20 protein-coding genes and 3 pseudogenes are annotated in these 26,368 nt (G+C 69.0%); 16 read left to right on the forward strand and 7 right to left on the reverse strand.

The features are described from left to right. The first annotated feature begins 141 nt into the window (after nucleotides 1-141). From J7656_RS08810 to J7656_RS08855, 10 genes and pseudogenes are all read left to right on the forward strand, one after another. Nucleotides 142-498, forward strand: a complete 357-nt coding sequence (locus tag J7656_RS08810) for a DUF2209 family protein (protein WP_017343243.1) — start codon at nucleotides 142-144, stop codon at nucleotides 496-498. Next, on the forward strand, nucleotides 495-1,853 hold the full coding sequence (hflX, locus tag J7656_RS08815; RefSeq protein ID WP_017343242.1) for a GTPase HflX: 1,359 nt from the start codon (nucleotides 495-497) through the stop codon (nucleotides 1,851-1,853). The genes J7656_RS08810 and hflX overlap by 4 nt, the downstream gene beginning before the upstream one ends. A 104-nt stretch (nucleotides 1,854-1,957) precedes the next feature. After that, the gene (acs, locus tag J7656_RS08820; RefSeq protein WP_017343241.1) at nucleotides 1,958-3,913 is read left to right on the forward strand and encodes an acetate--CoA ligase; all 1,956 of its coding nucleotides are present in this window, start codon (nucleotides 1,958-1,960) and stop codon (nucleotides 3,911-3,913) included. Nucleotides 3,914-3,980: 67 nt separating this feature from the next. Beyond that, nucleotides 3,981-4,213: pseudogene (locus J7656_RS15170) on the forward strand (DUF2061 domain-containing protein). Between the two features lie 159 nt (nucleotides 4,214-4,372). Further along, nucleotides 4,373-6,157, forward strand: a complete 1,785-nt coding sequence (locus J7656_RS08830; RefSeq protein WP_017343240.1) for a bacterio-opsin activator domain-containing protein — start codon at nucleotides 4,373-4,375, stop codon at nucleotides 6,155-6,157. 154 nt (nucleotides 6,158-6,311) lie between these two features. Further along, nucleotides 6,312-8,305, forward strand: a pseudogene (acs, locus tag J7656_RS08835) (acetate--CoA ligase). Nucleotides 8,306-8,412: 107 nt separating this feature from the next. Further along, complete coding sequence (locus J7656_RS08840; RefSeq protein ID WP_211553067.1) at nucleotides 8,413-8,961, forward strand: DUF4212 domain-containing protein; 549 nt, start codon at nucleotides 8,413-8,415, stop codon at nucleotides 8,959-8,961. Then, the gene (locus J7656_RS08845; protein WP_211553068.1) at nucleotides 8,958-10,751 is read left to right on the forward strand and encodes a VC_2705 family sodium/solute symporter; all 1,794 of its coding nucleotides are present in this window, start codon (nucleotides 8,958-8,960) and stop codon (nucleotides 10,749-10,751) included. The genes J7656_RS08840 and J7656_RS08845 overlap by 4 nt, the downstream gene beginning before the upstream one ends. Further along, nucleotides 10,751-11,212 carry a universal stress protein gene (locus J7656_RS08850; RefSeq protein WP_017343236.1) on the forward strand — a complete coding sequence of 154 codons (462 nt, stop codon included), beginning with the start codon at nucleotides 10,751-10,753 and terminating at the stop codon, nucleotides 11,210-11,212. Before J7656_RS08845 ends, J7656_RS08850 begins: the two co-directional genes overlap by 1 nt. Before the next feature lie 107 nt (nucleotides 11,213-11,319). Continuing rightward, entirely contained in the window at nucleotides 11,320-11,595 is a 276-nt protein-coding gene (locus J7656_RS08855) for a DUF8119 family protein (protein ID WP_017343235.1), read from the forward strand. 33 nt (nucleotides 11,596-11,628) lie between these two features. On the opposite strand, the gene J7656_RS08860 is transcribed toward J7656_RS08855, so the two are convergent. Beyond that, the gene (locus J7656_RS08860) at nucleotides 11,629-12,285 is read right to left on the reverse strand and encodes an NAD-dependent epimerase/dehydratase family protein (protein ID WP_211553069.1); all 657 of its coding nucleotides are present in this window, start codon (nucleotides 12,283-12,285) and stop codon (nucleotides 11,629-11,631) included. Between the two features lie 70 nt (nucleotides 12,286-12,355). Beyond that, on the reverse strand, nucleotides 12,356-15,043 hold the full coding sequence (locus J7656_RS08865) for a heavy metal translocating P-type ATPase (RefSeq protein ID WP_017343233.1): 2,688 nt from the start codon (nucleotides 15,041-15,043) through the stop codon (nucleotides 12,356-12,358). A 233-nt stretch (nucleotides 15,044-15,276) separates the two neighbouring features. Between J7656_RS08865 and J7656_RS08870 the strand changes: the two genes are divergently transcribed. From J7656_RS08870 to J7656_RS08880, 3 genes are all read left to right on the forward strand, one after another. After that, entirely contained in the window at nucleotides 15,277-16,047 is a 771-nt protein-coding gene (locus J7656_RS08870; RefSeq protein WP_044965535.1) for an MOSC domain-containing protein, read from the forward strand. Between the two features lie 139 nt (nucleotides 16,048-16,186). Then, the gene (locus J7656_RS08875) at nucleotides 16,187-16,381 is read left to right on the forward strand and encodes a cold-shock protein (RefSeq protein ID WP_004045866.1); all 195 of its coding nucleotides are present in this window, start codon (nucleotides 16,187-16,189) and stop codon (nucleotides 16,379-16,381) included. A 117-nt stretch (nucleotides 16,382-16,498) separates the two neighbouring features. Beyond that, nucleotides 16,499-17,038, forward strand: coding sequence for a hypothetical protein (locus J7656_RS08880; protein ID WP_017343231.1), 540 nt, complete (start codon nucleotides 16,499-16,501; stop codon nucleotides 17,036-17,038). 25 nt (nucleotides 17,039-17,063) lie between these two features. Here the strand turns inward: J7656_RS08880 and J7656_RS08885 are convergent, their stop codons facing one another. Next, nucleotides 17,064-18,023 (reverse strand): oxidoreductase, encoded by a 960-nt coding sequence (locus J7656_RS08885; protein WP_017343230.1) that lies wholly within the window; start codon nucleotides 18,021-18,023, stop codon nucleotides 17,064-17,066. Nucleotides 18,024-18,116: 93 nt separating this feature from the next. After that, entirely contained in the window at nucleotides 18,117-19,202 is a 1,086-nt protein-coding gene (locus tag J7656_RS08890) for a hypothetical protein (protein ID WP_211553070.1), read from the reverse strand. Nucleotides 19,203-19,458: 256 nt separating this feature from the next. On the opposite strand from J7656_RS08890, the gene J7656_RS08895 reads away from it, so the two are divergent. Beyond that, nucleotides 19,459-21,909 (forward strand): DNA topoisomerase VI subunit B, encoded by a 2,451-nt coding sequence (locus J7656_RS08895; RefSeq protein ID WP_211553072.1) that lies wholly within the window; start codon nucleotides 19,459-19,461, stop codon nucleotides 21,907-21,909. Further along, nucleotides 21,910-22,995, forward strand: coding sequence for a DNA topoisomerase IV subunit A (locus tag J7656_RS08900; protein WP_017343227.1), 1,086 nt, complete (start codon nucleotides 21,910-21,912; stop codon nucleotides 22,993-22,995). Nucleotides 22,996-23,013: 18 nt separating this feature from the next. Here the strand turns inward: J7656_RS08900 and J7656_RS08905 are convergent, their stop codons facing one another. After that, a complete protein-coding gene (locus tag J7656_RS08905; protein ID WP_211553074.1) occupies nucleotides 23,014-23,250 on the reverse strand; it encodes a CDGSH iron-sulfur domain-containing protein in 237 nt (78 codons plus the stop codon). A 76-nt stretch (nucleotides 23,251-23,326) separates the two neighbouring features. On the opposite strand from J7656_RS08905, the gene msrB reads away from it, so the two are divergent. Next, on the forward strand, nucleotides 23,327-23,734 hold the full coding sequence (gene msrB, locus J7656_RS08910; protein ID WP_004595829.1) for a peptide-methionine (R)-S-oxide reductase MsrB: 408 nt from the start codon (nucleotides 23,327-23,329) through the stop codon (nucleotides 23,732-23,734). Nucleotides 23,735-24,393: 659 nt separating this feature from the next. Here the strand turns inward: msrB and J7656_RS08915 are convergent. Next, nucleotides 24,394-25,101, reverse strand: coding sequence for a sensor histidine kinase (locus J7656_RS08915; RefSeq protein ID WP_017343225.1), 708 nt, complete (start codon nucleotides 25,099-25,101; stop codon nucleotides 24,394-24,396). Between the two features lie 77 nt (nucleotides 25,102-25,178). Continuing rightward, nucleotides 25,179-26,332 (reverse strand): annotated as a pseudogene (locus J7656_RS08920) (acyl-CoA dehydrogenase family protein). Nucleotides 26,333-26,368 lie beyond the last annotated feature (36 nt).

Below are 26,368 nucleotides of genomic sequence, written 5' to 3' on the forward strand. Positions count from 1 at the left end.
AGCGCCGCCGCTGTCGCACGCCCGACGGAAACGTTCAATTCGCCGGGTGACCAACGTTCTCGCATGGACGCACAGACAACCGAGTGGACGCGCGGATCGGTCGAACTGTGGTGAACGCCGCCCACCCCTGAAGTCGTCGGCGTGGACATCAGCGGCCGCCACGAGGAGGACGGCGAGTACCTGATGGTCGCGGCCGCGGTCCACGCGCGGATCGACTCCGCGCGGATCCGGTCGGTGGAGGGGATGGGGTTCGCTGCCGCGCGCGAGGGGCCGACGCTGGAGGCGACCGTCGCGCTCGCTGCGGAGGCGGTCGGCGACCTCCCGACGCCGCCAGACGGTCCGATCGTCGCGGAGGGCGGCGAGTTCTACGAGGAGCCGGCGGAACGCGTCGGCCTCAGCTTTCAGCCCGACTTTAAATACGTCGAGAGCATAGGCGAGCGCGAGACAGTGCAGGCAGCACACCACGCCGCGTACGCCGCCCGGGACCACCTCCGATGAGCGGGGGCACCGGGGAAGCGGACGCCGACGCCGAGTCGCCGACCGGGGGACGCCGCGCAGTCGTCGCCAAGCGCGTCGACTCCGGAGAAGCCGACCTCACCGAGATCGGGCAGCTCGCGGCCGCCGCGGGCTACGACGTGGCCGGCGAGCTCACGCAGACCCGCACCGAGGACGCCGCGTTCATGTTCGGCGAGGGGAAGGTCGCTGAGCTGCGCGACCTCGTTCGCCGGACGGACGCCGAAGCGGTGATCATCGACAACGACGTCGGCCCGTACCAGACGTTCAACATCGGCGGGAAGCTCCCGGAGGGCGTCGAGGTCGTCGACCGGTTCACGCTCATCCTCGAGATCTTCGGACAGCGCGCCGACACCCGGAAGGCGCAGCTCCAGGTCGACCTCGCGGAGCTGCGCTACGAGCTGCCGCGCGCCGAAGCGAAGGCGAGCCTCGCGAAGCGCGACGAGCGCCCCGGGTTCATGGGGCTCGGCGAGTACGACGAGAGCGTCGAGCGCGACATCAAGCGGCAGATCTCCGAGATCCGCGACGAGCTCGAATCGATCGCCGAGAAGGAGGAGGCGCGCCGCGAGCAGCGCCGGGACTCCGGCTTCGACCTCGTCGCGCTCGCGGGCTACACAAACGCGGGGAAGTCGACGCTGATGCGCCAGCTCGCCGACGAGCTGGCCGTCGACGAGAACGACGAGCGCCACCGCGACCTCGACACCACCGCCGAGTCGCAGGACATGCTGTTCACGACGCTCGGCACCACGACGCGCCGGGCCGAGATGGAGAAGCGCGACGTCCTCCTCACCGACACGGTCGGGTTCATCGCGGACCTCCCCCACTGGCTGGTGGAGTCGTTCGAGTCGACGCTCGACTCCGTCTACCGCGCCGACCTCGTGCTGCTCGTCGTCGACGCCAGCGAGCCGGTCGAGGAGATGCGCGAGAAGCTCGTCACGAGCCACGACACGCTCTACGAGCGCAACGAGGCGCCCGTCGTCACCGTGTTCAACAAGATCGACCGGCTGGAGCCCGGCGAGCTCGCGGACAAGCGCGCCGCGCTCTCCGGCGTCGCGCCCGACCCGATCGCCGTCTCGGCGAAGACGGGCGCGGGCGTCGCGGAGCTCCGCGACCGCGTCGAGGGCGAGCTCCCCGACTGGGAGCGCGAGCGGCTCGTCCTCCCGGTCTCGGACGACGCGATGAGCCTCGTCTCGTGGGTCCACGACCACGGGCACGTCGCCGAGGAGACGTACGCGGGCGACCAGGTGACGGTCGACTTCGAGGCGAAGCCCTCCATCGTTTCCCGCGCCCGGGCGAAGGCCGCCGAGCTCTCGGCGCCGCCCGCCGAGGAGTCGGCCTGAGCGGGGGGACCGCCGCGACCGCCGCGACCGCCGCATTCGGTGGGGACTCTCACTCGGCGGAGACCCGGACAAAGTATACGGGCCTCCGCGGGCCATACTGTGTCATGGACGATCCCGGGACCGACGGTCGGCTCGTCGACGGGGACGAGGACGCCGTCCCGCCGCCGGCCGACTTCCGGACGCGAGCCGCCGCGAGCGACCCCGCGGTGTACGAGCGGTTCGACCGCGAGGGGCCGGAAGCGTGGCGCGCGGCCGCCGACCTCCTGACGTGGGACCGCGAGTACGAGACGGTCCTCGACGACTCCGACCCCCCCTTCTACGAGTGGTTCCCGGACGGGCGGCTCAACGCCGCGGCGAACTGCGTCGACCGCCACCTCGACGAGCGGCGGAACCAGCTCGCGATCCGGTGGTTCGGGAAGCGCGGCGAGCGCCGGTCGTACACCTACCTCGACCTCCACCGCGAGGTGAACGCGGTCGCGGCCGGGCTCCGCGACCTCGGCGTCGAGGAGGACGACGTGGTGACGCTGTACCTGCCGATGATCCCGGAGCTACCGATCGCGATGCTGGCGTGCGCGCGCATCGGCGCGCCGCACAACGTCGTCTTCGCGGGGCTGTCGGCGGAGGCGCTCGCGACGCGGATCGACGCCGCCGACTCCGAGTACCTGATCACCTGCGACGGCTACTACCGCCGCGAGGACGCGTTCAACCAGAAGTCGAAGGCGGACAACGCGCGGATACGCGCCGAGGGAGAGCTGTCGGCCGCGGTCGTCGTCGACCGCCTCGGCGACGAGCTGGCCGTCTCGCTGGGCGACGACGAGCACGAGTACGACGCGCTCGTCGACGCGCACGACGGCGAAACGGTCGAGCCGGTCGCCCGCGACGCGACCGACCTCCTCTTCGTGATGTACACCTCGGGGACGACCGGGCGGCCGAAGGGGGTCGAGCACGCGACGGGCGGCTACCTCGCGCACGTCGCATGGACGACGCGGAAGGTCTTGGACGTGCGCCCCGACGACACCTACTGGTGCGCGGCCGACATCGGCTGGATCACGGGCCACTCCTACGGCGTGTACGGGCCGCTCGCGACCGGGACGACGACGGTGCTGTACGAGGGGTCGCCCGACTATCCGGACCGCGACCGCGTCTGGGACCTGATCGAGCGCAACGCGGTGAGCGTCTTCTACACCTCGCCGACCGCGATCCGGTCGTTCATGAAGTGGGGCGCGGAGTACCCCGAGTCGCACGACCTCTCGTCGATCCGCCTGCTGGGGACCGTCGGCGAGTCGATCACGCCGAAGGCGTGGCGCTGGTACCGCGAGCACGTCGGCGGCGGCGACGTCCCCGTCGTCGACACGTGGTGGCAGACGGAGACGGGGGCTATCTCGCTCGCCACCCTCCCGGGGATAACACCGATGAAGCCGGGGAAAGTCGGCCCGCCGCTGCCGGGCATCGACGCCCGCGTCGTCGACGAGGACGGCGAGCCGGTCGACCCGGGCGAGTCGGGGTACCTCACGCTCGCCTCCCCGTGGCCCGGCATGCTGCGCGGGCTCCGCGAGGGCGACGAGCGCTACCTGCGGGAGTACTGGGTGGAGGGCGAGGACGGCTGGCGCTACCGCACCGGCGACGGCGCAACCGTCGACGAGGACGGCTACGTCACGATCCTCGGGCGCGTCGACGACGTGATCAACGTCCGCGCACAGCGGTTCAACACCGGCGAGTTAGAGGCGGCCATCGTCGACGCCGACGGCGTGACCGAGGCCGCGGTCGTCGGCGACGGCGACGGGCACATCGTGGCGTACGTGACGACGAAGAGTGGGGTCGAGCCCGACGAGGCCCTCCGCGACGCCGTCGCGGACCGGCTGGCGAGCGCCGTCGGCGACGTTGCCCGCCCCGACCGCGTCGTGTTCACCCCCGAACTCCCGAAGACGCGCTCGGGGAAGATCATGCGGCGGTTGCTGGAGGACATCGCCCGCGGCGAGGAGTTCGGCGACGTGAGCGCGCTCCGCAACCCGGAGGTGGTGGGCGAGATCGAGTCGACCGTGCGAGAAATGAGTAGGTGAATATGGGCTGTTTAAACGCATACTGACACGGGTAACGTACGTATTCGCGGCGACCGAATCGACCGGCGTGGGAGCTGTCGTTTTCTCGCGGGAGGCGATACACGGCCGTCGACGGGCGGTCGTCAAGACCAACTGCTACCGGGCGCTGATGGTGACGGTCGCGGTCGCGTTTCTCCTCGTCAGCGACGTCGGGCAGGCGGCGAGCATCGGTCTCGTGACCAACGTCTTAAAGACGCTCACGTATACGGCTACGAGCGCCTGTGGGACCACGTCTCCTGGGGCGTCGGCGCGTCCGGGTGACGGCGACCGTCGTTTCGGAGTGCCGAACAGAACCGAAACCGCTCGGTCGAGATGTGACCGCGGTAAGGGGTGCTTTCGCCAAAGAGCGGGAAGCTCCATCGCGGAGGTGGCGTTTTCCGGAACAGTTTTGTTTCGGCTACTTGTTGAGTTCCGAAACGAATGGTCGACGGCCTCGACGCGGACACATACGACGCGCTCGTCACCGCCGCGGAGACGTATCGCGCGGCGCTCGTCGTCAGGCTGGCGGGCGAGGCCGGGCTCCGCACCGAGGAGATAACCCGCGTCGCGCCGCGACACCTACGCGAAGCGGAGTCGGTTGCGGGCGCGCGCCTCCTCGCGGTCCCCGCGGGCGACGACGGGAGCGCGGAGGGTGAATCGCCACCGTCCGACGACGAACCCGTCGACCGAGAGACCGTCGTTCCGGCGTCGCTGGCGGCCGACCTCGACCGGTACGCGACGAGCGAGGGACTCGACGAGGACGACCCGTACGTCGACGTCTCGCCCCGCCGCGTCCAGATGATCGTGAGCGAGACCGCGGCGCGGGCGGCCGGCCTCACCGACGCCGCGCTCGACGAGCGGGTTACCCCCAGTTCCCTGCGGAAGACGTTCGCGCGGCGGCAGCTCGTCGACCGCGGCGTCGACCCGCGAGCGGTCCGCGACGCCGGCGGCTGGGAGTCGCTCGGCACGCTCGACCCGTACCTCGACCCGCTCGACGGAGAGGCCCTTGCGGCCGCTATCGCCGGCGACGAGGGGACCGCTGACCCGTCAGCGGAACGGGTGACGCGGACCGTCCTACCGGGATTCGAGGCGCTCGCGGAGCCCGGGTCCGCGGCCCCGGCAGCGGCCGTCGCCGCCGGACTGATCGAGGCCGACCGCTGGGCCGAGGCGTGGGTCGTTCGTCGGGCGGTCGGCGGCGGGCGGGCGGACGTGACCGACGCGGCCGGCGTCGACCGCGAGACGCTCGCGGACCGCGGCGTCGCGGCCGGCGGTCCGTGGCTGGACGTGATAACGGACGGCGCACCGGCGACGACCGACGGCCGGCAGGAGACGGACGGCCGGCCTGCGGTCGCGGTGCCGGTGGCCTCCGAGGGCGTGGTCCACGGCGCGCTCTGTGCCGTCGCGGCCGACGGCGATCCGGTCGGCGAGCCCGAACGCCGAGCGCTCACCGCCCTCGGCGGCTGTCTCGGCCGCGCGATCACCGCTGAGCGGTGGCGAGAGCTGCTCCACTCCGACGCGGTCACAGAGGTTGAGTTCCACACGACCGACGAACGAGCGTTTCTCGCCCGCGCGAGCGAGCGACTGGGCTGCCGGATCGAACTGGCGTCGACCGTCGACGTCGACGACGACGTTTCCCGGGCGTACCTCTCCGTCGACGGGGCCCGCCCGCAGGACGTCGCGGCGGTCGTCGAGTCGGCGCCGGGCGTCTCCGACTTCCGGGTGATAGAGACAGGCGAGGACGGCTGTTCGGCGTCGGTCCGCCTCGCGGACGGGTCGCTCGTCAGGGCGCTCATCGACCACGGCGCGACCGTGCGCGACGCGTCGGCCGCCGACGGCCGGGTCCGCGTCGTCGCGGACTTCCCCGAGGGGACGAACGTCCGCCCCGTCGCGGACGGGCTCCGCGACCGGTTCGCGGACGTCAGGCTCGCGAGCAAGGAGTCGGTCGCACGGTCGCCGCGAACGGAGTCGTCGCTGCGTGACGGGGTCGCCGACCGGTTCACCGACCGCCAGTGGGCCGCGCTGTCGGCGGCGTACCACGGCGGCTACTTCGACTGGCCGCGCGGGAGCACGGCCGAGGAGGTGGCCGACGCGATGGACGTCTCGTCGCCGACGTTCCACAACCACCTCCGGAAGGCGCAGCGAGCCCTCCTCGACGGCGTCTTCGAGGACAACGCGGACCGTCCGATTCGGGAGGGCGACGAGCGGGCGACCCCGCCCGGCGGGTGACCGGCCGAATCGCGAGGCGACGGCGGGGTCGTCGCTCCGACGGGGCCCTCGTCGCCCGCTGAGACATCCGCGCCGGGTCGGAGAGGATCTATCACGATTTTTCGTATTTAGCGTCAGCGTTTATATGGCGATATTGGTTGGGTACGCCCGTACCATGACAGAGGGAGACGGCCAACTGGAAGCGAGATTAGCGGAACAGGAGGTATTCGAGCCGTCGGAGTCGTTCGTCGAGCAGGCGAACGTCTCCGACCCAGAGATATACGAGGAGTTCGAGGAGAACTGGCCCGAGTGCTGGGAGACGGCCGCCGACCTGCTGGAGTGGGAAACCGACTACGACCAGGTGCTCGACGACGGCAACCCGCCCTTCTACGAGTGGTTCACGGGCGGCGAGCTGAACGCGTCGGCGAACTGCCTCGACCGACACCTCGACGAGCGCGGCGACGAGGCCGCCATCGAGTGGGTCGGCGAGCCGGTCGATGAGGACGACCGCACGTACACGTACGAGGAGCTCCACCGCGAGGTGAACGAGTTCGCGGCCGCCCTCCGGGAGCAGGGGGTCGAGGAAGACGACGTCGTCACGATGTACATGCCGATGATCCCGGAGCTGCCGATCGCGATGCTGGCCTGCGCGCGCATCGGCGCGCCCCACAGCGTCGTGTTCGCCGGGTTCTCGGCCGACGCGCTCGCGACGCGGATGAACTCCGCGGACTCCGAGTACCTCGTCACCTGCGACGGCTACTACCGCCGCGGCGACCCGCTCGACCACCTCGACAAGGCGAACGAGGGGCTCGCGGGCGTCGACCACGAGACGACCACGGTCGTTGTCGACCGGCTCGGGCCGAACGGCGACGACTTCGGCCACGATCTCGGCGACGACCAGATCGACTACGGCGACCTCGTGGCGGAACACGAGGGCGCCGAGGTCGAGCCGGTCACGCGCGACGCCGAGGACATGCTGTTCCTGATGTACACCTCGGGGACGACGGGGGAGCCGAAGGGCGTGAAACACACGACCGGCGGCTACCTCTCGTGGGTGTCGTGGACCTCGCAGTCGGTGCTCGACATCAAGCCGGATGACACCTACTTCTGTTCGGCCGACATCGGCTGGATCACGGGGCACTCGTACATCGTCTACGGGCCGCTCTCGCTCGGCACGACGACGATGATGTACGAGGGACGCCGGATCACCCGGAGCGCGACCGACTCTGGGAGATCGTCGAGGAGCACGAGGCGACCCAGCTGTACACCGCGCCGACGGCGATCCGGGCGTTCATGAAGTGGGGGTCGAAGTTCCCGGACCGCCACGACCTCTCCTCGCTGCGGCTGCTCGGCACGGTCGGCGAGCCGATCAACCCGCGCGCGTGGAAGTGGTACTACAAGCACATCGGCGACGAGGAGTGTCCCGTCGTCGACACGTGGTGGCAGACCGAGACCGGCGGGATGATGGTGACGACGCTGCCCGGCGTCAAGGACATGAAGCCCGGCGCCGCGGGGCCGCCGCTGCCGGGGCTGGACGTCCAGATCCTCGACACGCTCGGCGACGAGGTAGAGCCCGGGAAGGCCGGCTACCTCACGGTACAGAAGCCGTGGCCCGGCATGCTCCGGACGCTGTACAACAACGACGAGCGCTACATCGAGGAGTACTGGGCGGAGTACTCCGACACCGACAGCGACGACCCCGACGACTGGGTGTACTTCCCGGAGGACGGCGCGAAGATCGACGAGGACGGCTACATCACCGTCCTCGGCCGCGTCGACGACGTGCTCAACGTCTCCGGCCACCGGCTGGGGACGATGGAGATCGAGTCGGCGATCGTCGGCGTCGAGGGCGTCGCCGAGGCCGCGGTGGTCGGCGGGAACCACGACATCAAAGGCGAGGCGGTGTACGCCTACGTCACCACCGAGGACGGCTACGAGGGCAACGAGGAGCTCCGCGAGGCGATCGTCGCGGCCGTCGAGGACGCCATCGGCCCGATCGCCCGGCCCGAGCAGGTCGTGTTCACGCCTGACCTGCCGAAGACCCGGTCCGGGAAGATCATGCGCCGCCTGCTGGAGAACATCGCCGACGGCGAGGAGCTCGGGAACACGAGCACGCTGCGGAACCCCGAGATCGTCGAGGAGATCCAACAGAAGGCCGACGCCGAGTAGCGCTCGGCGAGCCGTTTTCAACTGTTCCACTCACGACCACACCGGACCACACGACGGTAATCATCACGAAAAAATCACACAAACGAGATCACAACACACGTCAAAACATGACAGATAATACCTCACGCGAACGAGACGACGCGGTCACCGACGGTGGCCGCGCAACCGACGACGCGGTCACCGATGGTGGACGCGCAACTGACGACGCGGTCACCGATGGTGGACGCGCAACTGACGACGCGGTCACCGACGGTGGCCGCGCAACGAACGACGCGGCCACCGACGGCGGCGTCGCGTCCTCGGGAGCCGCACAGACGCACAACAACACTGACTACCTCGGAGCGGAGGTGAACATCCTGAACCCGAGCACGCCGTACATGCGCGATCACCTGCGCATCGTCTGGTCGGGGTTCGCCGTCTGGGTCCTCGCGGTGTGGGGGCCGGTGACCCTGACGAACTTCGCGCCGGGCGTGATGACGCAGACGATGCCGATCTTACAGTTCCCGCTCCACTACTTCCTCGTCGCGTTCGGCGCGCCGACCAGCGCGCTGATCTTAGCGTTCTGGTACTCGCGCAAGCGGGACGCGCTCGACGAGAAGTACGGTATCGAGCACGGCACCGCTGACGTCGCGACCGACGGAGGGTCCGACGAATGACGGCGAGTTCGATCCTCCTCCAGAGCGACCTCTTGCCGGAAGCGCTCAACATCTCGTTCAAGCTGGGACCGGCGCTCCTCGTGATCGGGATGTTGGGGCTGTTCCTCACGATCGGCTTCGTCTTCCGCGTGGCCGACACCGACGACATGTGGGTGGCGGGCCGTTCCATCGGGAACGTCGAGAACGGGATGGCGATCGGGGCCAACTGGATGTCCGCGGCGTCCTATCTCGGGATGGCGGCATCCATCGCGCTAGCCGGGTTCTACGGGCTCGTGTTCGTCGTCGGCTGGACGACGGGCTACTTCATCCTGCTCATCTTCCTCGCCGCGCAGCTGCGCCGGTTCGGGAAGTACACGGCGCCGGACTTCGTCGGCGACCGATTCAACTCCGACACCGCGCGCGCCATCGCGGCGGTGACGACGTTCCTCATCGGCTTCGTCTACGCCATCGGGCAGGCGAAGGGGATGGCTCTGGTCGGCCTGTACATCTTCGGTAACTACGGGGGGCTCATCCCCGGCCTCGACGGGTACCAGGTGATGGTCGTCGCCATGATGGTCGTCACCGTCGGCTACCTGACGCTGTCCGGAATGTTAGGCGCCACGAAGAACCAGGCGGTTCAGTACGTCATCCTCATCCTCGCGTTCGTCGTGGGGCTGTTCGTCGTCGGCTACACGAACGGTTACTCCACGGTGCTGCCGCAGCTCGAGTACGGCGCGCTGATCAGCCAGCTCGGCAGCGAGTTCTCCGAGCCGTTCTCCGGGTCGAGCTACTACCTCTGGGTCGCGACGACGTTCTCGCTCATCGTCGGCACCTGCGGGCTCCCGCACGTGCTGGTCCGGTTCTACACGGTCGAGAGCGAGCGGACGGCCCGCTGGTCGACGGTCTGGGGGCTGTTCTTCATCTGTATCCTCTACTGGAGCGCTCCGGCGTTCGCGGCGTTCGGGACCGACCTCTACTCGCAGAACGTCGGCGCGACGTACGGCGACCCCGGCATGACGGGCGCGGCCAGCGAGGTCATCGTCGTGCTGGCGGCGCAGCTGTCCGGGCTCCCGTCGTGGTTCGTCGGCATCGTCGCGGCGGGCGGTATCGCCGCGGCCATCGCGACGGTCGCCGGGCTGTTCATCGCCGGCTCCTCGGCGATCAGCCACGACATCTACACGAACATTATCAACGAGGACGCGACGCAGCGCCAGCAGATCCTCGTCGGCCGCCTCTCGATCGTCGCGCTGGGCGCGCTGACCACGCTGGCGGCGCTCAATCCCGCCTCGTCGATCGCGGCGCTCGTGGGGTACGCGTTCTCGCTCGCCGGCTCCGTCCTGTTCCCGATGTTCTTCCTCGGCATGTGGTGGGAGAACGCCAACCGGCAGGGTGCGCTCGCCGGCATGACCACCGGACTCACCCTCTGGTCGATCCCGATGATCAACCAGATCGTCCCGACGTACATCGGCTCCGTCGAAGCGCCGCTGTCGGCCGGGCTCGCGACGTGGATGCCCGCCATCGGCTCGGCGCTCATCACGCTCCCGATCGTGTTCGTCGTCACCATCGCCGTCTCCATGGCCACCGACGAGCCCTCGCTCGAAACGAAGCGGATCGTTCGGCAGTGTCACAGCCCCGAACCGATGGGGCAACAGGAGACCGCCGAAGACGTCGTCGCCGACGGCGGCGAGGACGTGGCGACCGATGGCGGCCGCGCAATGGACGACGCGGGCGCCGATGGCGGCCGCGCAGTTGACGACGCGGCCGCCGAGGGCGACCGCACTGACGACGCGACAACGGAGGAGGAGCGATAATGTACGACCGAATCCTCGTTCCCACGGACGGAAGCGACGTCGCGGAGGCCGCCGTCGACCACGCGCTCGACCTCGCGGAGAAGTACGACGCCGAGGTCCACGCGCTGTACGTGGTCGACATCGACTCCGTGAACTTCAGCCTCGGCACCGAGCAGGTCGACCGGCTCAAGCAGGGCCGGTTCGACGAGATGGGTGAGCTGAAAGAGCAGGCCGACGAGGCGACCGGCGTGGTCGCCGACCGCGGAGCCGAACGCGGCGTCGATATCGTCGAGCACGTCTCGGGTGGTCGACCGCACAAGGTGATCGGCGACTACGCCGAGAACCACGACATCGACCTCATCGTGATGGGAAGTCACGGCCGCGCCGGCGTGCGCCGCGCGCTGCTGGGCAGCGTCACGGAGCGCACCCTACGCTCGACGCACGTCCCCATCCTCGTCGTCGACTACCTCGACGAGGACTGAGGTCGCCGCACCGGGAGCGAACCGCCCGGTCCGCGAACCGTTTCCTCGCGCGGTCGACCCCGCGCGATTCCGCAACACCGACGTACCCCCTCTTCCACACTCAGTTCATGCCCGACTCGGACGCCCCGGAGACGCCGGACGACCAGCCGACCGACCCGAGCGTCGCCGACCGCGCCCGGCACGTGCTCAGCGAGAACGGCACCGGGATGCTCCAGGACCTGCTGTTCGCGCTCGTGTGGGTGGGGCTCGCGTCGGCGCTATACAACGTCGCCTTCTCGACGGCCCCGCAGTGGGTGCTGTACATGTTCATGCTTGCGGGGATCCCAGCGTATTTCGGCTTCTTCATCTCGCTGGAGATGGCCAAAGAGCGCAGCGCGCGCTGACGGGCGTTTTCGAATCAGGTATCGCCCCGCCGCTCACCCGGCGAGGTCGCGAATATCGGAGACGTCGAGCAGGCGGTCGTCCGGGTCCAGCGCGGCGCGGTACGTCGCCCGCGCGACGGTGTCGACGGAGAGCGGCCGCGCCTCGCCGAGCCGCGACGCGAGCGGCGGCGCGCTCGCGACGAACCGGAACACGCGGTCGACGACGCCGGGGAGGTGCGGCTGTCCCGCGCCGTAGACGGGACCGGGACGGAGGGTAACGACGTCGAGGTCGAGGTCGGCGATTGACGCCTCGGCGCGGCGCTTGGCCGTCAGGTAGGCGTTTCGGATACCGGGCGGCTTCGCCGCCGCCGAGAGGAAGGCGAACGCGTCGACGCCGGCGCGTTCCGCCTCGAGCGCCGTGAGGAGGGCGGCGTCTCCGTTGACGCGCTCGAAGGTGACCCCGTCCGTCGGCGCCTCGGTGAGCGTCCCGACCGAGTGGACCACGGCGTCGACGCCGTCGAGGCGGTCGCGCCACGCGTTCGGACGGAAGAGGTCGGCGCTCGTCCACGAGACGGCGTCCGCCCACGCCTCGTCGACGTCGGGACGGCCGCTCCGCGAGACGCTGCGGACCTCGTGGCCGTCGCGGACCGCGAATCGGCAGACGTCGCGTCCGATGAAGCCGCTGCCGCCGACGACGAGGAGGGTCGACATGTGCCGCCGTACGCGCCGCGTCGTCTTGGGGCTTCGGGACCGCTGGCGGAGAAAGAAAACCGGGCCGCGCTCAGCGCCGCAGGAACCCGAGGAGCCTGTAGTCGCCGTCGGGGTCGTACCGGCGGAACAGGAGGCTGTTCGTCAGCACCGACACCGAGGAGAACGCCATCGCCCCGGCCGCGAGGACGGGCTGAAGCAGCCCGAGCGACGCCAGAGGGATCATCGCCGTGTTGTAGCCGAGCGCCCACACGAGGTTCTGTTTGATCTTCTGGAGCGTCGCGTCGGAGACGCGGATCGCCTTCACGACGTCGAGCGGGTCGTCGCGCATCAGCGTCACGTCGGCGGCCTCGATGGCCACGTCGGTCCCGGAGCCGATGGCGGTGCCGACGTACGCGACCGCAAGCGCCGGCGCGTCGTTGACGCCGTCGCCGACCATCATCGCCCGGCGACCGTCGGCCTGGATCTCCTCGACCGCGTCGGACTTGTCCTCGGGGAGGACGCCGGCGCGGACGTTGTCGGGGTCGATTCCGACCCGCTCGGCGACCGCGCGGGCCGTGCGCTCGTTGTCCCCCGTGATCATCATCACGTCGATAGCGCGGTCCCGGAGCTGACTCACCGCCTCTTTCGCGCTCGGTTTCACCGTGTCGGCGTCGGCGACGACGCCCATGAGCTCGCCCTCGTCCGCGCCGTCTCGAATCCGGGCGACGAGCATCGCCGTCTTCCCCTCGCTCTCGAGGCGTTCCATCGTCTCAGCGGCGGGCGAGGGGTCGATCCCGTTGTCGCGCAGCAGCTTCCGGTTCCCGACCAGTACCCGGTCGCCCCCCACGGTCGCTCTCACCCCGTGGCCGGGGACGTTCTCGAACGATTCGGGGTCGGCGAGGTCGAGGCCGCGCGCCTCGGCGCCGTCGACGATCGCCTGAGCGAGCGGGTGTTCGCTGCCGCGCTCCGCGCTCGCGGCGAGCCGGAGTACCTCGTCCTCGTCGGCGCGCGCGTCGGTCGCGGCGTCGTCGCCGGCGGCCGTGGCGTCGTCGCCGGTCACCGCCGCGTCCTCGCCCTCGGCGACCGCTCCGCCGTCGGGGACGCGCTCGTTGCCAACCGCGACCACGTCCGTGAGCTCCATCTCGCCTTCCGTGAGCGTTCCCGTCTTGTCGAACACCACGGTGTCGACGTCCTTCGCGCGTTCGAGCACGTCGCCGCCCTTGAACAGGACGCCGTGTTGCGCGCCGATGGTGGTCCCGACCATCGTCGCGGCCGGCGTCGCGAGGCCGAGCGCACAGGGACACGCGATCAGGACCGAGGAGGCGAAGACGACGATCGCGAACTCGAACACCGAGACGGTTCCGCCGACCGCTGCGGGGCCGCCCGCGACCTGGCCCCACAGCGGGAGCCGGTCGACGAACGCGGCGAGCGTCTCGGGGAAGACGAACCAGACGACGCCCCAGAACAGCGCGTTCGCGATCACCGCGGGCACGAAGTACGCGGAGATGCGGTCCGCGAGGTTCTGGATGTCGGGCTGGCGGGACTGCGCCTCCTTCACCGTCTGGACGATCTGCTGGAGCGCGGTGTCGGCGCCGACCTTCGTCGCCTCGACGACGAGCAGGCCGTTCTCGTTGATGGTGGACCCGACGACCTCGTCGCCTTCCTCCTTCTCGACCGGGACAGACTCGCCCGTCACCATCGACTCGTCCACGGCGGACTGCCCCTCGACGACGACGCCGTCGGTCGGGACCTGTTCACCGGGACGGACCTTCATCCGGTCGCCGACCTCGACCTCGTCGATCGGGACCTCGCGCTCCGTTCCGTCCTCGTCGACGAGGGTGGCGGTGTCGGCCTCCATCTCCAACAGCTTCCGGAGCGCCTCCCCGGCCTGCCCCTTCGAGCGGGCCTCGAGGTAGTTACCGAGCGTGATGAAGACGAGGATGAGCGCGGCCGTGTCGAAGTAGACGCCCCCGGCGACCAGGTTGAGGAGGACGGCGACGGAGTAGACGTACGCCGTCGTCGACCCCAGCGCGATCAGCACGTCCATGTTGGCGCGACCGTTCGTGACGAGCGCCTTGTAGGAGTTCACGTAGAACGGCCGACCGAGGACGACCTGGACGGGCGTCGCGAGCGCGGCCGCGACCCAGTGGATCCCGACGCCGAAGACCTGGTCCGGCACGACCGCGCCCCCGAGGAGGAGGTTGTCGACGAGGAAGAAGAGCAGCGGCGCCGAGAGCGCGGCGCCGAACAGCGTCAGCCGGCGCTGCTTTCGTATCTCGGCGTTCCGAGCCGCGTCGCGCGCGCTCTCGCCGGAGCCCTCCCCCTCTCCGTCGGCGCCCTCGCCGTCCGCGCCCTCGTCCTCTCGGACGGGAGAGTAGCCCGCGTCCTCGACGGCGTCGTACAGCGCCGACAGCGAGGTCTCGGCGGGGTTGTACCGCACCTGCGCCTCGTCGGTCGCGTAGTTCACGTCGGCGTCGACGACGCCGGGCACGGACGCTAACGCGTCGCGGTTGGCGTCCGCGCAGTTCGCGCACGTCATGTCGGTGATCGCGACGGTCGCCGTCTCCGAGACCGCGCCGTAGCCGGCGTCCTCGATCGCGTCGTAGATCGCCGCGAGCGAGGTCGCCTCCGGGTCGTACTCGACGGTCGCCTCGTCCGTGGCGTAGTTCGCGTCGGCCCGCGAGACGCCGTCTATCGACTCTACGGCGTCGCCGACACTCGCCGAGCAGTTGGCGCAGCTCATCCCCGTGATGTCGAGGTGGGTGGTTCTGGTGTCCATCTTGGGTGTTACTACGGGATACTCCCTTAGTGCGTTTTCCCCTTCGAAACCAAAGCCCTCGGCCGTCAGTATCTTCGGATCAAAAGCGATCGCGGGTCAGAGCCCTCCGGCAGAAAATGACGGGCGCGAAATCGGTCGGACCGCCCCGTCTCCGTCCGCGGTCCAACCCTCGGCCCAACTCACCGGAACGCGCCGAAGAAAGACTATAGGAAGCGGCGCCTCGTACCCACGACATGGCCCGTTTGGAGCGACTCAGGGTGTATCCGGTGAAGGGGTTAGACGGGGTCGACGTCGACGGCGCCCGGGTCCTCGACAGCGGGACGCTGGAGCGCGACCGCGAGTTCGCGCTGTTCGACGCCGACGGCGACGTCGTCAACGGGAAGCGGACCGACCGGGTTCACGACCTCTCGACCGGCTTCGACGCCGATTCGGGCACGCTCCGGGTCGAGACGCCCGACGGGAGCGTCCGGCGGTTCGACCTCGACGAGGATCCCGCCCGCGCAGCCGAGTGGTTCGGCGACTTCTTCGACGCGGACCTACGGCTCCGGCGCGACGAGTCCCTCGGGTTCGTTGACCGCCGGGAGATGGGCCCCTCCGTCGTCAGCACGGCGACGTTGGAGGCGGTCGCCTCGTGGTTCGACGGGATGACCGTCGAGGGGGCGCGCCGCCGCCTCCGCGCGAACGTCGAGGTGTCTGGCGTCCCGGCGTTCTGGGAGGACCGGTTCGTCGGCGACGGGGCGCCGGCGTTCGAGGTGGGCGGCGTCCGCATCGAGGGCGTGACGCCCTGCGGTCGGTGCGTCGTCCCCGAGCGCGACCCCGACACCGGCGAGCCGACGCCGGAGTTCCGCGAGCGGTTCGTTCGGCGGCGGGAAGAGACGTTCCCCGAGTGGGCCGACGAGGACGCGTTCGACCACTACTACACCGTGATGACCATCGCGCGGATACCCGAGCGCGACCGCGGCGAGACGCTCCGCGTCGGCGACGAGGTCACGGTCCGCGAGTGAGGCAGGGAGCGGCGTCGCGGGCTGTCGCACGTCGAGAAAAACCCGTCTGAGTGCCGAATACGCCCGAGAGAGCGCAGGCGGCGGCGATTCAGCGCGGCACACAACACTTATCACCTCGTCGGGAGACAGTTAGGATGCGATGGCGACAGGCAAGGTCGACTTCTTCAACGACACCGGCGGCTACGGATTCATCGAGACTGACGACGCTGACGAGGACGTGTTCTTCCACATGGAAGACGTCGGCGGCCCGGACCTCGAGGAGGGACAGGAGGTAGAGTTCGAGATCGAGGAGGCGGACAAGGGTCCGCGCGCGACGAACCTCACTCGGCTGTAGCTCGGTCGCGGCATCCGCTACCGGCGAACTCGGACAGCTCTCGAAACGCGTTCCGCGTATATTATCACCGCGAGCGGCGGCGCCGCCGTTTTGTCGGCGAGTCGGTAACGGGCCCACATGAACGCCGACGACCTAGATTCGTTCGTCGCCGAGAACCTCGACCGCTACGCCGAGACGCAGGGGGTGCTCCCCGAGCGGCTCGACGAGTTCGGCGAGACGTACCGGTCGCAGGGGCACCTGACCCGGGAGCAGTTGTACGAGATCGCCTACGAGTCGTCCACGCGGAGCGCCTACCACGTCGAGAAGAACCCCGAAGACCGGTGTCGGGAGGTGACGCGCAACGCCCGCGCCGTCGACGGCGACTTCTCCGCGATCCACCTGATTTGCGGGCTCTCGGGGTTCAAGGCGCCGACCGCGTCGTGCGTGCTGGCCGCGCTCGACGGCGACCGCCACGCTGTCGTCGACACGCGCGTCTGGGCGTCCTTAGAGCGGCTCGGCTACCTCGACGGCCGCAAGGAGAGTTTCGACGCCGCGGACTACGTAACGATGATCGAACCGATCCGCGAGATCGCCGACGAGACCGGCTCCCGCGCGGTCGACGTGGGATACGCGCTGTTCGCGCACGACGCGCACGTCCGAGAGGGGACGCTCCACTGACGCCGCGGTCCCGTACGGAGACAGCTTATACCGGGTACTCGACGCCGGTCGCCTCGGTCGAGTACTCCCAGAGCTTCCGAGCGTCTCCGCGGTCGTATGAGGCGTCGTTCGACCGGCCGACGGTCGGGTGCCCGCGCATGTTCATGAGGCCGCCGGGCTCGACGTAGGCGCCGCCGTCGACGTCGGTCGTCGCCGCGAACAGCATCGGCTCGACGCCGATTTCGGGGTCCTGTCCAAGTACCGCGTTCGCGGCCCTCATCGCGACCTTCATGAGGGGGTTGCCGCTCTCGGCCGCGGTCCGCATCTGGAGGTTCGTGTCGGTGTAGCCCGGGTGACAGGCGACGCTGCGGATCCCGGTCTCGTCGGTCTCGCCGCTCGCCGCGTCGAGCCGCCGCTGAAGCTCGTAGGCGAACAGCAGGTTCGCGAGCTTGCTGCGCCCGTACGCCTTCCACTTGCCGTACGACCGCTCCCAGTTGAGGTCGGAGAAGTCCATCTCGCCCTGCTCGTGGGCGCCCGACGACTGCGTGACGACGCGCGCGTCGCCGCCGATCCCCTCCGCCGCGTCGAGGAGGTCGAACAGCCGGCCCGTGAGCGCGAAGTGGCCGAGGTGGTTGACGCCGAACTGCGTCTCGAAGCCGTCCTCGGTCTCGCTCCGCGGGATCGCCATCACCCCGGCGTTGTTACAGAGGACGTCGACCGCGTCGTAGTCGGCGGCGAGGCCGTCGGCGAACGACGCCACCGAGTCGAGCGAGGCGAGGTCGCACCCGCGGACGTCGAGCTCGCCGTCGACCTCGCCGCCCGCGTCCGCCCGGATCTCGTCGGCCGCGTCCTCGGCGCGGTCGACGCTCCGACACGCCATCACGACGGTCGCGCCCCGGGCCGCGAACGCGCGGGTCCCCTCGAAGCCGAGCCCGCTGTTCGCGCCCGTGACGACGACCGTCTTCCCGTCCAATCGCGGCATCTCGTCGGTCGTCCAGTCTGCCATGAGGTACGGAAGGAGCGTCAGGGGGAGAAACCTGTCGGCGGCCGAACCGGTGATCCGAAAAATCGGTCTCGGAGCGAGGCCGAAGCCGTCGGATCAGACCTGCTCGAACCCACCGAGTACCACGGTGACCGCGTCCTTCGACGGCACGTCGCGGACGGCGTACTCGGTCGGATGCTGCCGGTCGTGCGGGTACGCCTGCGGCTGCGGGACCTCGTACGTCTCGTTGCCGTCGAACTCCCGGAGGAACTCCCGGGTGATCATCGGCTCGACGAACGCCAGCCGCGACGTCTCGGCGTCGCCGACGAACCCCTGAATGAGGGTGTTGTCGAACGCTTCCGGGCTCCCCGGCTCACCCGGCGAGTCCGGGAGCTCGGGCGCGTCCGCGGGAGCCGCGTGTTCGCCCATGTCCGTGATGTAGCGCTGGTCGGCGACCGGGGCCGGCGACCGCGCGTACCCCTCGGGAAGCTGGTCGTAATCGAAGTTCGTCTCGGTCACCGCCCCGTTTTCATCCGGAGCCGGACCGCCGGTGTACCCGCCGTTCCCGGTGTCGTACGGCGGAAGTCGCGGCCCCTCGACGGCGTCGACCGACTCCGGATCGAGCATGTGGAAGTGGACGTCGAAGTGCGGCTTCAGCCACGCGCCCGCCCCGCCGAAGTGGCCGCCCGGGTTCCAGTTGAGCCCCAGAAAGGTGAACGGCGTCCGCTCCGCGTCCGGGAACGGCACGAAGAACTGGAGCGACTGCTTGAAGTGAACCTCCGTCGCCTGCCCGCTGCCCCCGTACTTGTCGTCCTCGTCGCGGTTGTCGGCCTCCTCGAGAGCCCCCGCGTTCGGCAACCCCTCCAGCGCCGCCCGGTCGAACTCGACCCCGTGGTACTTCGGCTCGCCCGAGGGCGTCTTCGTCGTGAACGTCCTGACCGAGCCGTTCCCGAGGTCGACGCTCCGTCCGTAGGTCGTGATCCCCTTCGGCGGGAACCCGCCACCGGGAGACCCACCACCGGGAGCCCCTCCCTGACCGTTCCCTCGCCCTCGTCCCGGCTCGCCCGCGACGCTCCCCGACCCCCAGATTAGGGCGGCGCCGGTCGCGACCGCGCCCCGGAGCACCGACCGTCGGCTCGCCGCCCGCGGTCGAGTCGTGCTTCGCGCTCGGTTCGCCTCTCCCGTCGCGTCGTCGTCTGTCATCTGTGTGCTCCCTCTCGACACGGTTGATGCCAAGTGACACGTCACCGTGCCACACCAATCAATAAATTTAAATTATTTCAATGTAACGACGCGCGAAGCGGAAAGACCTCCGCCGACGCGAGCCGTCCGCACGCGGCCCGACACCCCTCCCCGAGAGCGACTCGCACACGGACAAGACGGCGTCTGACGCCGAGATCCACTTTCACTGCGCCGCCGGTGCGTTTTTAGGTGCCTCGGGGGAAGGGAGGGATACCGAATGACGTCCTTCCAGTCGACGATCGGCGACGAGGAGGGGATCGCGGAGGAGCTGGCGGAGGGCCAGCGCGAGATCTCCATCGCCGAGTTCTTCGAGAAGAACAAACACATGCTCGGGTTCGACTCGGGCGCCCGCGGGCTCGTCACCGCCGTCAAGGAGGCGGTCGACAACGCCCTCGACGCGACCGAGGAGGCCGGCTACCTCCCCGACATCTACATCGAGATCGAGGAGGTGGGCGACTACTACCGGGTCGTCATCGAGGACAACGGACCCGGTATCACGAAGGAACAGCTTCCGAAAGTGTTCGGGAAGCTCCTGTATGGAAGTCGTTTCCATGCCAGGGAGCAGTCTCGCGGTCAACAGGGAATCGGGATTTCAGCGGCTGTACTGTACTCTCAGCTCACTTCCGGCCAACCGGCGAAGATCACCTCGCGCCCGAAGGGGCAGTCGCGGGCGCAGTACTTCGAGCTCATCATCGACACGGACACGAACGAGCCAGAGATCCAGGCCGACGAGGAGACGACGTGGGACCGGCCCCACGGCACCCGGATCGAGCTGGAGATGGAGGCGAACATGCGCGCCCGCCAGCAGCTCCACGACTACGTGAAACACACCGCGGTCGTCAACCCCCACGCGCGGCTGGAACTGCGCGAGCCGGGGCTCGAAGAGCCGCTGAAGTTCGAGCGCGCGACCGACGAGCTGCCGGCGGAGACGAAGGAGATCCGCCCGCACCCGCACGGCGTCGAGCTCGGCGCGCTGATCAAGATGCTGGAGGCGACCGAGTCGTACTCCGTCTCCGGGTTCCTCCAGGAGGAGTTCACGCGGGTCGGCAAGAAGACCGCCGACAGCGTGATCGACAACTTCCGCGACGTCTACTACGGCCGCGAGCTCGCCTGGTCGCCGCCGCGCGAACACGACGACCGCGACGTGGCGAGCGCGGTCGCGGACGCGGTCGCGAACAAGGGCGCTGAGGCAACGTCGGCCTTCGCGGACGGCGTCGCCGAGGCGGTAGGGAACCACGACCGGCTGGCCCGGTCCGATCTCGCCGAGATCGTCGACAACGTCGCGGAGACCGTCGAGAGCGACACCGGGAAGACGTTCGGCGGGACCGTCCGCGAGAACGCGGTCGATGCCGCGTGGCGGGCGGTGACGGGGCTCGGCGGCGAGGAAGAATCGGACGCGGAGTCGGGCGACGATGACGCCGAAGAGTCGCCGCTCGTCCCAGACGCCTACGCGCTCGTCGACGAGGCGACGTCGACGCGGAAGGACGACGAGGCGGTTCAGGCGATGGCCGAGGCGCTCGCGCGGCGGTTCGAGAACCTCGACGGCGACGCGTTCCGGATCACCCGCGACGACCTCGAACGGCTCGTCGCGGACGCGGCGTCGTTCGTCGCCGAGCAGCGCGACGCGACCTTCGGCGAGACCGCCCGCGAGAACGTCGTGGAGGCGTTCTGGTCGCGGGCCCAGACGGTGCCGGACGACCCGCCGAAGGTGAAGGCGATCGCGGGGAACCGCGACGCCGCCGCCGATCTGCTCGACGCGATGCGGACGACGGACATCCTCGCGCCGCCGACCGACTGCCTCGCGCCGATCACGGCGGAGCTGGTCGAGGCCGGGCTCCAGAAGGAGTACGACGCCGACTTCTACGCGGCCGCGACGCGCGACGCCGACGTCCACGGCGGCGACCCGTTCATCGTCGAGGCCGGCATCGCCTACGGCGGCGATATTCCGGCGGAGGGGTCGGTCGAGCTGCTGCGGTTCGCGAACCGTGTCCCGCTCGTCTACCAGCGCGGCGCCTGCGCGACGACGGACGTGATCAAGGGGATCGGGTGGCGCAACTACGGGCTCGACCAGCCCGGCGGCTCGGGGATGCCGAACGGGCCGGCGGTGATATCGATCCACGTCGCCTCCACGAACGTCCCGTTCACGAGCGAGTCGAAGGACGCGCTCGCGAACGTCCCGGAGATCGAAGACGAGATCGAGCTCGCGGTGCGGGAGGCCGCCCGCGAGCTGAAGTCGTTCCTCAACAAGCGACGCTCGATGCAGCAGCGCCGGGAGAAACAGGACGTCCTCGGTCGGATCCTCCCGGAGATGGCGGACAAGGTCTCGGAGGTCACGGGCCGGTCGCGCCCCGACATCAGCGGCGCGCTGGCGCGGATCATGAACAACGTCAGCGTCGAGCGCGAGGTGAACGACGGGTCGGTGACGCTTGTCGTCGAGAACCACTCGGACGTGAACGAGCAGCTGGATATCACGGACATCGTCTCGACGGAGCCGACCGACCTCTCCGACGGGACGGTGGTCGACATGGACGGCGATTGGTTCGTCCAGTGGAAGCCCGAGGTGCCCTCGGGCGACGAGCGGGAACTGACGTACGCGGTCGACGGCGACCCCGAGTTCGAGGTCAGCGTCGGCGGCGTGGAGACCGAGAAACTCACGGTGAACGATTAAATGACGACCGAAAGCGACGCACGAGACGAGCTGATCGACCTGGCGGCGGACTTCTACGACCAGTTCGCGGCCGGGAAGATCCCGGAGATGACGCTGCCCACGCGGACGAAGAGCAACATCGAGTACGACGAGGAGAGCGGGGTGTGGACCTACGGCGACCGCACCTCGACGCGCAGCGCCAACTCGGTGCGGGGCGCGCGCAAGCTGCTGAAGGCCGCCTACACGATCGAGTTCCTCGCGGACCAGCTCGACGACGACCGCTCCTCCACGCTGCGTGAGCTGTACTACCTCTCGGAGTCGTGGGACAACGACGAGGCGCAGTTCAAGAGCCAAGACGAGTCGAACGACCTCGTCGAGGACCTCGAGATCGTCACGGGCGTCACCCGCGAGGACTTCCACATGCGCCCGGAGGAGTCGGGCGCGAAGGTGATGGGGCCGCTGGAGATCCGCGAGCAGACCAACCGCGGCGACCGCGAGATCCACTGCCAGCTCGACGTGGGGCAGGGCGGCTACCAGATCCCCAACAACCCTGACACCATCGAGTTCCTCGACAACGACGCCGAGTTCGTCCTCTGCGTCGAGACCGGCGGGATGCGCGACCGGCTCGTCGAGAACGGCTTCGACGAAGCGCACGACGCCCTCGTCGTCCACCTCGGCGGCCAGCCCGCTCGCGCCACGCGGCGGCTGACGAAGCGCTTCCGCGACGAGCTCGACCTCCCCGTGGTGGTGTTCACCGACGGCGACCCGTGGTCCTACCGCATCTACGGCTCCGTGGCGTACGGCTCGATCAAGTCCGCGCACCTCTCAAAGTACCTCGCGACGCCGGAGGCGCGGTTCATCGGCATCCAGCCGGAGGACATCGTCGAGTACGACCTTCCCTCCGACCCGCTCTCGGACTCGGACGTTAACGCCCTGGAATCGGAGTTAGAGGACCCGCGCTTCCAGACCGACTACTGGGAAGAGCAGATCGAGCTCCAGCTCGACATCGGCAAGAAGTCCGAGCAGCAGTCGCTCGCGAGCCGCGGGCTCGACTTCGTCACCGACACCTACCTCCCCGAGCGGCTGAACGAGATGGGCGTGCTCTAAGGGGCGGGCGAGACGCGGCTACTTGTCAGCGTAGACGATCTCGTCGACCTCGCGACGCTCGCCGTCGGCGTCGCCGTTCGGGTATTTATAAACGACGCCGTCCGCCTCGTCGGTCGTCGCGTTGTGCGAGCCGTCACAGAGCGGCTTCGAGTCCGACAGGCCGCACTGACAGACGTAGATGAGGCCGTCGTCACCCTTGTCGTCGTCGTCGAGCACAACCGGCCCTCGCTCCTCGTGCGTGACTTCGCGCGCCATGGGCTCGATTCGGCTCCCACCCGAATACGGTTTGTGACCGCCGCAACCCCCTTGCCCGTGGGGACGTATCAACGGTATGAGCGAGACCGACGAGCGCGACCCGAGCGAGCTGACCGACGAGGAGTGGCGCGAGCGGCTCTCCGAGGAGGAGTACCGCGTGCTCCGCGAGAGCGGCACGGAGGCGAAGTTCTCGGGCGAGTACGTCGACCACCACCCCGACGACGGGGAGTACCGCTGTCGGGCCTGCGGCACCGTCCTCTTTGAGGCCGAGACGAAGTACGAGTCCGGCTGCGGCTGGCCCGCCTTCTACGCCGCCGAGGAGGAGTCCGTGACCACGACGGTGGACACCAGTCACGGGATGCGCCGTACCGAGGTCCGCTGCGCGAACTGCGACTCCCATCTGGGGCACGTGTTCGACGACGGCCCCGAGCCGACGGGCAAGCGCTTCTGTATCAACTCGGTCGCGATGGAGTACGACGAATAAGGGAGTTCGGGGTTCCGTTGGAGATCTGTTTATATAGTCCAACCGCCTGAAACGGTACTTTGGCGTAGATTCATGGTCGGCTATTTATAAGCAAAATCGACTACTACTATCGACTATTTATTATCGAAGGGTGACGCGGAGAACCTTTCTACGAACCCAGCCGCTCGCTTATAAATAGCCGTCAGTCGATCGGCGGTGACCGCTGCCAAAGTCCTAGTCGCTCGCTAATAAATGGCTGACAGCGGATCGGTAGCGAGTACCGCCAAAGCCCCAGTCGCTCGGCCATACGTCGATGCTTACGCTTGGACCACTCCCAAAGCCCCTGCCGCTCGCCTATAAATGACTAATCACAGATCGGGGTCGAAAATCTCCAAAGCCCCAGTCGCGAGGCGGGCGCACGCTCGCTGCGCTCCTCACTCGGTCACTCACTTCGTTCGCTCCCTCGTTGCGGTGCTTACGTCGCCTGCGCCCGCCTCGTGACTGCCCCTTTGAGTCCCACCCCGCACGGCACCTCACACCTCCCCAGCCTCGTCGGCCGGCCTTCGCTTCGCTCCGGCCGGCCGACTCCCTCGCGCGTGCTGCTCGGCCGCGTGGCGGCCTCGCAGGCACGCGCCACCGCATGGTTCTTTATAAGTAATCGATGTCGCGTCTGCTGAGTGTCACCCTTCACAGAGCGGCAGTTGGACGACGAACACGGCTCCCTTCGGCTCGTTGTCCTCGACCCACACGTCGCCGCCGTAGATCTCGACGAGCGACCGGACGAGGTAAAGCCCGATCCCCGCGCCCGGGCTGTCGAGGCCCTTCTCACCCTTGCCGAATATATCGTCCCGCTGCTCTTCCGGTATCCCGGGGCCGTTGTCGGCGATCCGCACCTCCGCGACCCCCTCGGCCTCCTCGACGGTCGCCGACACCGTCACCGTCGGCGGGGTCTCGTCGTTGTGCTGGACCGCGTTTCGCAGGAGGTTCCGGAACACCGAGCTCAGCATCTCGTCGCCGACGACCTCCGCCTCGGGGTACGACCCCTCGACGGTGAAGACCGCCTCCGAGTAGCCGGAGCGGACCTCCTCCACCTGCTGTGAGAGGACCCTGTCGAGCGAGACGCGGCTCGGCTCGGCGTCCTCCCGGAGCATCACCTCCGCGAGGTCTCGGACCGTCGTGGTGAGCGACACCGCGCTCTGGGTGTTGCGCTTGATCACGTCCAGGTACTTCTCCCCCTCCTCGTCGACGTGGTCGTCGAGCAGCTCTGCGTACGCGCCGACGAGCTGGAGGTCGTTGCGGATGTCGTGGCGCATCACCTGGTTCAACAGCCGGAGGTCGTCGCGCTGGCGCTTGAGCCGCTCCTCCGGGTCCACCTCGGCCTCGCTCATGGCCCGTCTAACGTCTGCCTGCGACATTTACGTGCCGGTTCCGAGTCCGGGGATTCACGACCGCACGGGGCGCCGCCTCACATCCCCTCGTCGAGCAGCTCGCGGGCCACGATGTTCTTCTGGATCTCCGTGGTCCCCTCGTAGATCTGGGTGATCTTCGCGTCGCGGTAGAGCCGCTCGACGTCGTGGTCGTTGACGAAGCCGGCGCCGCCGTGGACCTGAACCGCCTCGTCGGCGACCTCGACCGCGGTCCGCGAGGCGAACTCCTTGGCCATCGACGCGAGCGCGGTCAGGTCGCCCGACTCGTTGTCGACCGCCCACGCCGAGCGGTAGGTGAGCCAGCGGGCGGCCTCCGTGTTCGTGTGCATCTCCGCGAGCTTGTGTTTGATCGCCTGGAAGTCGCTGATCGGGCGGTCGAACTGCTCGCGCTCCTCGGCGTACTCCAGCGCGCGCTCGGCGGCGCCGCGGGCGATGCCGACGCCCTGGGCCGCGACCGCGGTCCGGGTCTCGTCGAAGAACTGCATGAGCTGGAGAAAGCCCATCCCGCGCTGCCCGATGAGGTTCTCCTCGGGCACCCGCACGTCGTCGAAGCGTAGCTCGGCGGTGTCGCTCGCGCGGATGCCGAGTTTCCCGGTGATCTTGTCGCGGGTGAGCCCGTCGCGGTCGGCCTCGACGAGGATCTGCGAGTAGCCGGAGTAGCGGTCGTCGATCTCCGGGTCCGTCTCGCAGACGACGACGAAGTAGTCGGCGACGGTGCCGTTCGTGATCCACATCTTCGAGCCGTTGATCACCCACTCGTCGCCGTCCTTCTCGGCGCGCGTCGCGACCGAGGTCACGTCCGACCCCGCCTGCGGCTCCGAGATGGCCGAGCCCATCACCGCGTCGCCGGCGGTCACCTCGGGGAGGACGCGCTCCTTCTGTTCCTCGGTGCCGAACTCCATCAGCGCCTCCGCCCCGAAGCCGGCGCTGGAGATACAGAGCCCGATCCCGGGGTCGGCCGCGAACAGCTCCTCGGTGAGGATCGCGTTCTCCAGCGAGGAGTAGCCGATCCCCCCGTACTCGACCGGGACGTGCGGCGCGAGCAGCCCCATGTCGGCGGCCTTGTCCATCACCTCGTGGGGTACTCCTCGTCGACGTCGTACTCCGTCGCGACCGGCCGGATCTCCTCGTCCGCGAACTTCCGGACCTCCTCGCGCAGCTGCTTCTGTTCGTCCGTTAGCTGGAACTCCATACGCGGACGATCAGGAACGAGCGTGATAATCGTTGG

Origin of the sequence: Halorubrum ruber (genome assembly GCF_018228765.1) — an archaeon.
In the GTDB taxonomy this organism is placed as follows: domain Archaea; phylum Halobacteriota; class Halobacteria; order Halobacteriales; family Haloferacaceae; genus Halorubrum; species Halorubrum ruber.

Excerpts from the sequence above, each read along its gene's own strand:
- J7656_RS08895 (WP_211553072.1), top strand. The coding sequence starts at position 19,459 with ATGACGTCCTTCCAGTCGACGATCGGCGACGAGGAGGGGATCGCGGAG.
- J7656_RS08830 (WP_017343240.1), top strand. The coding sequence starts at position 4,373 with ATGGTCGACGGCCTCGACGCGGACACATACGACGCGCTCGTCACCGCC.
- J7656_RS08840 (WP_211553067.1), top strand. The coding sequence starts at position 8,413 with ATGACAGATAATACCTCACGCGAACGAGACGACGCGGTCACCGACGGT.
- hflX (WP_017343242.1), top strand. The coding sequence starts at position 495 with ATGAGCGGGGGCACCGGGGAAGCGGACGCCGACGCCGAGTCGCCGACC.
- J7656_RS08855 (WP_017343235.1), top strand. The coding sequence starts at position 11,320 with ATGCCCGACTCGGACGCCCCGGAGACGCCGGACGACCAGCCGACCGAC.
- J7656_RS08850 (WP_017343236.1), top strand. The coding sequence starts at position 10,751 with ATGTACGACCGAATCCTCGTTCCCACGGACGGAAGCGACGTCGCGGAG.
- J7656_RS08865 (WP_017343233.1), bottom strand. The coding sequence starts at position 15,043 with ATGGACACCAGAACCACCCACCTCGACATCACGGGGATGAGCTGCGCC.
- msrB (WP_004595829.1), top strand. The coding sequence starts at position 23,327 with ATGAGCGAGACCGACGAGCGCGACCCGAGCGAGCTGACCGACGAGGAG.
- J7656_RS08890 (WP_211553070.1), bottom strand. The coding sequence starts at position 19,202 with ATGACAGACGACGACGCGACGGGAGAGGCGAACCGAGCGCGAAGCACG.
- J7656_RS08885 (WP_017343230.1), bottom strand. The coding sequence starts at position 18,023 with ATGGCAGACTGGACGACCGACGAGATGCCGCGATTGGACGGGAAGACG.
- J7656_RS08880 (WP_017343231.1), top strand. The coding sequence starts at position 16,499 with ATGAACGCCGACGACCTAGATTCGTTCGTCGCCGAGAACCTCGACCGC.
- J7656_RS08860 (WP_211553069.1), bottom strand. The coding sequence starts at position 12,285 with ATGTCGACCCTCCTCGTCGTCGGCGGCAGCGGCTTCATCGGACGCGAC.
- J7656_RS08845 (WP_211553068.1), top strand. The coding sequence starts at position 8,958 with ATGACGGCGAGTTCGATCCTCCTCCAGAGCGACCTCTTGCCGGAAGCG.
- J7656_RS08870 (WP_044965535.1), top strand. The coding sequence starts at position 15,277 with ATGGCCCGTTTGGAGCGACTCAGGGTGTATCCGGTGAAGGGGTTAGAC.
- J7656_RS08875 (WP_004045866.1), top strand. The coding sequence starts at position 16,187 with ATGGCGACAGGCAAGGTCGACTTCTTCAACGACACCGGCGGCTACGGA.
- acs (WP_017343241.1), top strand. The coding sequence starts at position 1,958 with ATGGACGATCCCGGGACCGACGGTCGGCTCGTCGACGGGGACGAGGAC.
- J7656_RS08915 (WP_017343225.1), bottom strand. The coding sequence starts at position 25,101 with ATGAGCGAGGCCGAGGTGGACCCGGAGGAGCGGCTCAAGCGCCAGCGC.
- J7656_RS08900 (WP_017343227.1), top strand. The coding sequence starts at position 21,910 with ATGACGACCGAAAGCGACGCACGAGACGAGCTGATCGACCTGGCGGCG.
- J7656_RS08905 (WP_211553074.1), bottom strand. The coding sequence starts at position 23,250 with ATGGCGCGCGAAGTCACGCACGAGGAGCGAGGGCCGGTTGTGCTCGAC.